A 5,464-nucleotide genomic window follows, 5' to 3' on the forward strand; every position below is an offset into this window, starting at 1 on the left:
CATTTATGGTTTATACTGTATTAACTTCTCTAACAGGTTTATAGTAGTATACGATAAATGCAAGGCAGCACGAGTAGGAGGAAAGAATTTTGTCTACTTCAAAAGTTTTAAAAGGTACTGCTTTATTAAGCGGTGCAACAATGATTTCACGAATTTTAGGTTTTATATACTTTTTCCCCTTCCAATTATTAGTTGGAACGCAAGGGGTCGCTTTATACGGATATGCATACTCTTGGTACGGTATTTTATTAAGCTTTTCAACAGCTGGTATTCCAATTGCCGTCTCAAAATTTGTTGCAAAACATAATGCGCTTGGTGATTATAGTACAAGTAAAAAATTGTATAACTCGAGCGTAAAATTGATGTTATTTATGGGCTTTTTAGGATTTTTAACTTTATTTATTGGAGCACCGTACATATCACAATTTATCATTCGCTCGAAAACGCCAGATCCACAATTTATCGCCGACGTAACACTTACAATGCGAGCATTAAGCTTCGCGCTTATTATCGTACCAGCTATGAGTGTTACACGTGGTTATTTCCAAGGTTTTCAACATATGAAACCTAGTGCTGTATCTCAAGTTGTGGAACAAATCGCGCGCGTTGTTTTCATTTTAGTTGGTAGTTTTATCGTCTCAAAACTATTAGGAGGTTCAGTAGCTTCTTCTGTTGCAGTTGCTACGTTTGGCGCTGTTATCGGGGCACTTGCCAGCGTCTCTATTTTAATGATGTACTGGAAAAAATATAATGGATTAAAACCTCCTGAAGGTGAGCTGAAAACAAGATCATCAAACATTCCGTTAAGAAGTATTTATATGGAATTACTGCGTTATGCAATTCCAATTGTATTTGTAGGCATTGCAATCCCTCTCTATACGTTAGTAGATCAATATACCGTTGCTGATGTCCTTAGAGCAATGGGTGAGCCTTTAGAAACCGCTAATGCAGTTTTCGCTTATATAACGAACTATGCCCAAAAGTTAATTATGATTCCAGCTTCACTTGCAACCGGATTCTCATTAACGATAATTCCAGCTATTACGAAATCATTTACAAGCGGGAAGCTAGATGAATTACAAGGACAAATTTCAAAGATATTTCAAGTATTATTATTCTTCACTATCCCAGCAGCATTCGGTCTAGCTAGTATCGCTTACGATGCATTCCGCATGGTTTATGTAAATCCTGAAATTGCACTTGATGGATCACAATATTTAATTTCATTTGCACCGTCTGCTATATTAAGTGCGATTTTCACCGTTTCAGCAGCTATATTACAAGGAATTGATTATCAAAGAAAAACAATGATTGCATTCTCAGTCGGTATTCTCGTTAAAATTCTGTTGAACACACCACTTTTACACTTATTCGGTGGACATGGCGCTGTGCTTGGAACAATTCTTGGATACCTCGTTTCAAATATTATTATGTTGTACTGCATCGTTAAATTTGCGAAATTTAACATTGGCGAAACAGCAAAAACAGTATTTCTTATTACGGTTTACTCCGCGGCAATGTCTGCTGTTGTAATCGCATTAAGAACATTTATAAGCTGGATTATCCCTGGTCAATCTTATGTAGAATCACTGATTATTGTGTTTATATGCGCCTCAGCAGGAGGATTTGCTTATCTTTTATTCGTACTAACGAGTGGACTTGCTTCACATATTCTCGGTGATCGTATTCAACGTTTACCTGTACTAGGGAAATTAGTTAAATAAAAAAGAAGAGATGTAACTTGTTGTTACATCTCTTCTTTTTACTTCGCATATTGAATATGCTTTTGTTGTTCAGCAATATTTAATTTTGGAGCATATTGTTCTACTAAATGTAATACCTCTTCGATTAACACTTCTAACTCCTGTACACTATACTCCGGTTCCCCTATCAGCGTATTTGCCATACGCTCATATAGATTTTCAGGTTTAATACTCATTCGTTCCACATTATCTGGCATCCATTTAAATGCAGGATGATGCACGTACATTCGGTTCATTCCAAACAAGACCCCAAATATATTTCTTTGTACTTCACAAATAACATCATAAAGCATAAGCCAATCTTTTCGTTTCAAAAGAGCCTCTCGATTATGCCAACGATTGCTTAACCAAAGGTTTTCTGAAATCATCCTTTTCGCCAGTTCTTCTGGATATGCTTCAACTCTATCTTTTAGAGCATGTACTTTCACTTCTCCATACAAACTCACACCATCATGAACCGATGATACAATACATTGTTTCTCATAATTTATATCATGCTGCTCTATAACTTCTGAAATAACCTTTTCTACTGTCACTGTTAAAAAATTACTAATCTCTAGTTTAATTCCTTCTTTCGTCAAATATGTTTCCGACCATTCTTCTTCCTCGTAAGGATGATATGACAAAATCGTTCCACCAATATTGTTAATAGGTCCTTGACGATCCTCATCCTCTGGCGGTGCTGACCATAAAATATGTAATTCAATATCTGAATGTTCATCTTCTAACTTTCTAGCTACAGATCCTGCTAAAATAATAGCTTCGACTTTCGGGTTTTGCCTATAAATCTCCGACATTTTTATCGCTTTCTCTTTTAATCCCATTTCATTTCCCCCTAAAACTGCAGTACTCCCCTTACTTTTCATTTATCTATTTCAATATTCCGCATTACATTACCTTTTCAAATTCCTACTAAATTATATTTCTATCCAATAACGCTGAACAATTTCGCCAGTATGAGTAGAAACTACTTCATTTTCTAACACACCGCCAACCTTTTGAATCGTTTTAGCAGAACCAATATTAGATTTATCACAAGTTATTAACACTTTCTTCAATCCTAATTTTTGCGCTTCAGCCAATGAAAGTTGAAGTTGTTTAGTAGCATATCCTTGGCGACGTTCATTAGGATGCACACTATAACCGATATGACCGCTTTCCAGCAATAATTCTGGATTTAATCGATGTCTAATATTCACAAAACCTATAAGTTCTCCTTTTTCAAAACTTAAAAATTGACTAGATGGTACTCGATTAGATGGTAAGTTTTCTCCTACTTCTTGTATACTCACTTTTTCAAACCATTCATCCAGAGAAGCAAAATTTTGTAAAGAACTACTACCGTGTGGTTGTTCTCCTGAATTTAAAAATGCCTGCCTATACTCCATAATTTGTTCGCGATATTCGTATGTCAGTTTTAATAGTTTCATTGTCATTCTCCCCACTCATCCATTCTCTATTTTTCTAAAAGAAACACCTTAATAGAGGATTTTCATCCTTACTATTAAGGTGTTTTCATCATTTTTATTCAAATAGCCCCATACTTAAATAACGTTCCCCTGTATCAGGTGCAATACATAAAACCTTTTTGCCAGCACCTAGACGCTTCGCTATCATAATTGCTGCGTAAACAGAAGCTCCTGAAGATGGCCCTACTAATAAGCCTTCTTGTCTTGCTAAGTTCCTCATTGTAGTTAATGCCTCTTCATCTGCAATTTGAATAATTTCGTTATACACTTCTGTATTTAAGTTTTTTGGAATAAAACCAGGACTTGTTCCGACTAGTTTATGAGGGCCTGGAACACCACCAGATAACACTGGTGATCCTTTCGGTTCTACTACTGCAATATATAAGTTTGGTAGTTTCTCTTTTAACGTTTCACCGGTCCCTGTAATTGTTCCACCTGTTCCTGCGGTTGCTACAAATGCATCAAGCTCTCCATCCATTTGTTCATAAATTTCAAGTGCAGTCGTATAACGATGAACATCCGGATTTGCTGGGTTTTCAAATTGCTGCGGAATAAAACTATTTGGAATTTCTTTTTGTAACTCTACCGCCTTCGCAATTGCTCCTGGCATTCTTTGTTCTGCCGGTGTTAAAACTACTTCTGCGCCGTATGCCTTCAATAAATTAATACGCTCTTTGGACATATTGTCTGGCATAATTAAAATAGCTTTATATCCTTTAGCAGCTGCATTCATCGCTAAACCAATTCCTGTATTCCCGCTCGTCGGTTCAATAATTGTATCTCCTGGTTTTATGAGACCATTCTCCTCCGCAACGTGAAGTAAATTATAAGCAGCACGGTCTTTCACACTGCGTGATGGATTAAATATTTCTAGTTTCACATACACATCCGCTGCGTCTTCTGGAATAAATTTAGATAACCGGACGACAGGTGTATCTCCTATTAATTCTGTTACGTTTTCACATAATTTCATAGTGCATCCCCTATTCTATCGTTTTCTTATCACTTGGCAGTAACCATGAAGTAAGTCCAATTAATGGTAAACAACTACATAATAGCATAATGAACTGAAGGCTATACATATCAGCTAACTTCCCAAGAACTACAGCACCTAATGCTCCAAGGCCAAACGCAAGGCCGACAATTAATCCAGATACCATTCCAACTTTACCTGGAACAAGTTCTTGTGCATATACAACGATTACACTAAAACTACTAGAACTAATAAATCCGATACATAAAAATAACGGTACAACCCACATAAGAGAAACGTGCGGTAACAATAGTGCTAGCGGCGCTGAACCGAGCATGGAAAAGACAATGATCTTTTTCTTACCGAATCGATCCGCTAGCGGACCACCAAAGAAAGTACCTAATACACCAGCAATCATAAAAGCAAAGACGAAATACTGTGCATTTTTTATCGATAAACCGTAATGCTCTATTAAATAAAATTGATAGAAATTCCCGATACCAGCACCGTACCAAGAACGCACGAATGTTAGAAAAACAAGAAGTATAATAACAAATTTAATGTGCGTACTTACAATCGCATTTTCAGCCTCAAGTGCAGCCCTCTTTTTCCTTCTTACAGCACCAGTCGCTAATTCATTTTTATACCAATTTGAAACAAAAAGTAACAATACAATCCCTACCGCTGCGAAAGCAGTAAAACCTAGAGAACCAATTTGACCTAGTGGAACGAAAATGAGCGCTGTAAAAATAGGTGCTAGCGAATTCCCTGTATTCCCTCCCACTTGATAAATCGCTTGTGCTAAACCACGTTTGGCACCTGCTGCCATATAAGCAACCCGAGCACCTTCTGGATGAAAGACTGCGGAACCTAATCCAATAAATAAAACAGAAATAATAACAATAATAAAATTCGGGGCAAACGCGAGCCCAATCATCCCAAGCATGCTCGAAAACATACCGAGTGGTAATAAAAATGGTGACGGCTTCTTATCTGAATACATACCAAAAACCGGCTGCATAATCGATGACGTCATATTTAACGCGAACGCTATCCACCCTACTTGCATGTAGGATAAATTCATCGTTTTTTCCAAAATAGGAAACAACGCTGGCACAACTGCTTGCATCGAATCATTCAAAAAATGTCCGAAACTAATCGCAAATAATATTCGATATATCGTCGGTGTTTCCACTGCACTTTTTTGTGAAACTGCCTGCATATACGAATCTCTCCTTCCTGTACAAAATATATTTTTA

Annotated in this window: 5 protein-coding genes; 1 reads left to right on the plus strand and 4 read right to left on the minus strand. The window is 36.9% G+C overall.

Translation table 11 applies throughout. The features are described 5' to 3' along the window. Positions 1-89 precede the first annotated feature (89 nt). On the plus strand, positions 90-1,724 hold the full coding sequence (locus AB3X48_RS16990) for a putative polysaccharide biosynthesis protein (protein WP_016104498.1): 1,635 nt from the start codon (positions 90-92) through the stop codon (positions 1,722-1,724). A gap of 38 nt (positions 1,725-1,762) precedes the next feature. On the opposite strand, the gene AB3X48_RS16995 is transcribed toward AB3X48_RS16990, so the two are convergent. From AB3X48_RS16995 to AB3X48_RS17010, 4 genes are all read right to left on the minus strand, one after another. Continuing rightward, positions 1,763-2,587 carry a DUF4037 domain-containing protein gene (locus AB3X48_RS16995; protein ID WP_016104497.1) on the minus strand — a complete coding sequence of 275 codons (825 nt, stop codon included), beginning with the start codon at positions 2,585-2,587 and terminating at the stop codon, positions 1,763-1,765. A 93-nt stretch (positions 2,588-2,680) separates the two neighbouring features. After that, positions 2,681-3,193: a GNAT family N-acetyltransferase gene (locus tag AB3X48_RS17000; protein ID WP_016104496.1), complete on the minus strand. Its 513-nt coding sequence runs from the start codon at positions 3,191-3,193 to the stop codon at positions 2,681-2,683. 94 nt (positions 3,194-3,287) lie between these two features. Further along, complete coding sequence (cysK, locus tag AB3X48_RS17005) at positions 3,288-4,205, minus strand: cysteine synthase A (RefSeq protein WP_016104495.1); 918 nt, start codon at positions 4,203-4,205, stop codon at positions 3,288-3,290. Positions 4,206-4,215: 10 nt separating this feature from the next. Beyond that, positions 4,216-5,427, minus strand: a complete 1,212-nt coding sequence (locus AB3X48_RS17010) for an MFS transporter (protein ID WP_016104494.1) — start codon at positions 5,425-5,427, stop codon at positions 4,216-4,218. Positions 5,428-5,464 lie beyond the last annotated feature (37 nt).

It is taken from the genome of Bacillus sp. S4, assembly GCF_040838205.1.
Lineage (GTDB): Bacteria > Bacillota > Bacilli > Bacillales > Bacillaceae_G > Bacillus_A > Bacillus_A cereus_U.

Bases quoted from the DNA above. Each gene is read 5' to 3' on its own strand.
- AB3X48_RS17000 (WP_016104496.1), bottom strand. From the start codon at position 3,193: ATGAAACTATTAAAACTGACATACGAATATCGCGAACAAATTATGGAG.
- AB3X48_RS16995 (WP_016104497.1), bottom strand. From the start codon at position 2,587: ATGGGATTAAAAGAGAAAGCGATAAAAATGTCGGAGATTTATAGGCAA.
- cysK (WP_016104495.1), bottom strand. From the start codon at position 4,205: ATGAAATTATGTGAAAACGTAACAGAATTAATAGGAGATACACCTGTC.
- AB3X48_RS17010 (WP_016104494.1), bottom strand. From the start codon at position 5,427: ATGCAGGCAGTTTCACAAAAAAGTGCAGTGGAAACACCGACGATATAT.